Source organism: Pseudomonas sp. SDO55104_S430, from assembly GCF_054070595.1.
In genome coordinates this window covers 1-3385 of the sequence record NZ_JBSVXG010000376.1, presented here as the reverse complement: position 1 = coordinate 3385, position 3385 = coordinate 1, and the positions used below count along the sequence as shown (strand labels likewise).

Genomic DNA, 3385 nt, shown 5'->3' with positions numbered 1-3385 from the left:
CGCGGGCAAGCCTCGCTCCTACAAGGAAAGGTTCCTGGTCAAGCGGCCAGTTCGCGCATCCGCTGAAGCACGGCATTCAAGCCATTACTGCGCGACGGCGACAACTGCCGTGACAGCCCAAGCTGCTCGAACCACCCCGGCAAATCCACCTGCTGCAACTCAGCCGCCGACAGCCCATTGACCCGCGCCAGCAGCAACGCCACCAGCCCACGAATCAACCGCGCATCGCTATTGGCCCGAAACTGCCAGTGGCCGTCCTGCAACTCGCCCATCAGCCACACCTGGCTTTCGCAGCCATGCACGCGGTTGGCGTCGACTTTATCCACATCACTCAACGCCGGCAGGCGCTCGCCCCACTGCATCAGCAGGCGCGCCCGTTGCTCCCAGCCCGGCAGGTTCTGAAAGGCTTCCAGCGCAGTCACGGCGTCGGCAGGCAGATTCATCGCAGCAGCTCCAGCGCCTGATCCAGCGCGCTGAAGAAGCGCTCCAGGTCTTCGGAATCGTTGTACAACGCCAGCGAAACCCGAATCGCCCCGGCCAGCTCATAGCTTTTGAGCAGCGGCATGGCGCAGTGGTGACCGGCGCGTACGGCAATGCCTTGCTCGGTCAGCAGATGCGCCAGATCCGAGTTATGCACACCCTCGACGGTAAAACTGGCCAGCGCCACCTGCGGCTTGCCCAGCAGGCGAACGCCGGTGCGTGATTGCAGACCCTTGAGCAGGCAGTCATGCAGCGCCGCTTCATGGGCGGACACGGCGTGTTGATCCAGATTGCTCAGGTAATCCAGGGTCGCGCCCAGGCCGATGACGCTGGAAACCGGCGGAGTGCCCGCCTCGAAACCCAGCGGCGCCGGACGAAAGCGTGCGTCGTGGTAGTTGGCGTCCAGCACCATCTCGCCGCCGAACTGCCAGGGGCGCAGTTGCTGCAGGGCTTCGTTGCGCCCGAACAGCACGCCCAGGCCATCGGGGCCGTAGAGCTTGTGGCTGGAAAACACATAGAAGTCGCAACCCAGCGCCTGCACGTCATGACGGCCATGGACCACGCCCTGGGCACCATCGATGACGGTCAGCGCGCCATGGGCCTTGGCCATCGCCAGCAGCGCGGGCAGCGGTTGCCAGGCGCCGATCACGTTGGACAACTGGCTGACCGCCAGCAGGCGGGTGCGCGGGCCGATCAATTGGCTCGCTGCGTGGAGGTCGATCACGCCATCGGCATCCAGCGGCAGCACCACCAGTTTCAGGTCGCGACGATGCGCCAATTGCTGCCAGGGCAGCAGGTTGGCGTGATGCTCCAGGGCGCTGATGACAAGTTCATCGCCCGGTTGGAATAGAGATTCCAGGCCATAGGCCAAGAGGTTCAGCGCAGACGTCGCGCCGTGGGTAAAGATGATTTGCCCGCAATCACCGGCATTGAGCCATTGCGCGGCCTTGCGCCGGCTGTCTTCGAACGCCTGGGTGGCGTGGGCGCCGGGCAGGTGTTGCGCGCGATGCACGTTGGCGGCGCCATTGGCGTAGTAATGCGCCAGGGCGTCGAGCAGGGCTTGGGGTTTTTGCGTGGTGGCGGCGTTGTCCAGATAGGTCTGGGCTTGCCGTTGCAGCGCGGCGATGGCCGGAAAGTCGGCGCGCCAGGGGGAGAGAATCATCATGCTATGCAGCCCTGCCGGGTGTGCGCATCACCCTGTACTGTAGGAGCGAGCATGCTCGCGATGGTCGTTAACGATAACGCTGGCAGTCTGGATGCCAGCGGTGTTCTTGAATCCATCGCGAGCATGCTCGCTCCTACAGGTACGGCGGTGATCGCGTGACGCTTAGTTGTGAGCGTGCAGCGCTTCGTTCAGTTCGATGGCCGACTTGTGGGTCTTGCATTCCACGGCGCCGGTTTCCGAATTGCGGCGGAACAGCAGGTCGGTCTGACCGGCCAGTTCGCGAGCCTTGACCACTTTGACCAGCTGGTTGTTCTCGTCCAGCAGCGCCACTTTGGTGCCAGCGGTCACGTACAGGCCCGATTCAACGGTGTTGCGGTCGCCCAGCGGGATGCCGATACCGGCGTTGGCGCCGATCAGGCAGCCTTCGCCGACCTTGATCACGATGTTGCCGCCGCCCGACAGGGTGCCCATGGTCGAGCAGCCGCCGCCCAGGTCCGAACCCTTGCCGACGAAGACGCCCGCCGAAACGCGGCCTTCGATCATGCCCGGGCCTTCGGTGCCGGCGTTGAAGTTGATGAAACCTTCGTGCATCACGGTAGTGCCTTCGCCCACGTAGGCGCCCAGGCGCAGCCGTGCCGCATCAGCGATACGCACGCCGGCCGGAACCACGTAGTCGGTCATTTTCGGGAACTTGTCCACCGAGAAGACTTCCAGCAGGTCACCGCGCAGGCGGGCTTCGAGTTGCAGTTCGGCCAGTTCGCTCAGGTCTACCGCGCCCTGGCTGGTCCAGGCCACGTTCGGCAGCAGCGGGAAGATGCCGGCCAGGTTCAGGCCGTGCGGCTTGACCAGACGGTGGGACAGCAGGTGCAGCTTGAGGTACGCCTCAGGGGTCGACGACAGCTGGGCGTCTTCGGCCAGCAGGGTGGCGACCAGCGGCTTGTGGCTCTCGGCCAGACGGGTCAGCAGGGCAGCCTGGGCAGCGTCGACGCCTTTGACCACTTCAGCCAGTTGCGCAGCCTGAGTGTTGGTGAATGTGATGGCCTGGTTGCCTTCGCTGTAGCCCAGGATCGGGGCAATGGCGGCGACCAGTTCGGCCGAAGGGTTAAGCAGTGGCTGTGCGTAGAACACTTCCAGCCATGCGCCTTGACGGTTTTGAGTGCCGACACCGAAGGCCAGGCTGAACAGAGTAGTGGACATGTTGATACCTCTAAAAATTGAAACGGGCTGCTTACTTGAGCGCGGCCGCGTAGATATCTGGCTTGAAGCCAATCAGGGTTCGGTCACCGAGATCGAGCACCGGGCGCTTGATCATCGAGGGTTGCGCGAGCATCAGTTCGATGGCTTTCGACTGGTCGAGATCGGCTTTGCGTTCGTCGTCGAGCTTGCGAAAGGTCGTGCCTGCACGGTTCAACACCGTTTCCCAGCCGTGCTCGTTGCACCATTGGGTCAGGTGTTCGCGGTCGATGCCGACCGCTTTGTAATCATGAAAGTCATAGCTGACAGCGTGTTCATCGAGCCAGGTGCGCGCCTTCTTCATGGTGTCGCAGGCTTTGATGCCGAAAAGGTGCAACGTTTTGCTTGAAACGGTCAAGGAATCGCCCCCTTTACAGGTGCTGGAGAAAAAAGGTGACGGATTATGCCATGACCGGACGGTTTCGCGGCGCTCCAGGTCGAATTGCCTCCGTTTTACATGTGGGAGCGGGCTTGCTCGCGAATGCGGTGGATCAGTGAAATGGCTGT

4 protein-coding genes are annotated in these 3385 nt (G+C 62.9%); all 4 read right to left on the bottom strand.

Annotation, left to right across the window (positions count from 1 at the left end; genetic code table 11):
• Positions 1 to 38 precede the first annotated feature (38 nt).
• Positions 39 to 443 (bottom strand): SufE family protein, encoded by a 405-nt coding sequence (locus tag ACW9JE_RS29650; RefSeq protein WP_457434782.1) that lies wholly within the window; start codon positions 441 to 443, stop codon positions 39 to 41.
• On the bottom strand, positions 440 to 1645 hold the full coding sequence (locus ACW9JE_RS29645) for an aminotransferase class V-fold PLP-dependent enzyme (RefSeq protein ID WP_224533374.1): 1206 nt from the start codon (positions 1643 to 1645) through the stop codon (positions 440 to 442). The genes ACW9JE_RS29650 and ACW9JE_RS29645 overlap by 4 nt, the downstream gene beginning before the upstream one ends.
• 162 nt (positions 1646 to 1807) lie before the next feature.
• Complete coding sequence (gene dapD, locus ACW9JE_RS29640) at positions 1808 to 2842, bottom strand: 2,3,4,5-tetrahydropyridine-2,6-dicarboxylate N-succinyltransferase (RefSeq protein WP_457434781.1); 1035 nt, start codon at positions 2840 to 2842, stop codon at positions 1808 to 1810.
• A 31-nt stretch (positions 2843 to 2873) separates the two neighbouring features.
• Complete coding sequence (locus ACW9JE_RS29635) at positions 2874 to 3182, bottom strand: arsenate reductase (protein WP_457434783.1); 309 nt, start codon at positions 3180 to 3182, stop codon at positions 2874 to 2876.
• Between the last annotated feature and the right edge of the window lie 203 nt (positions 3183 to 3385).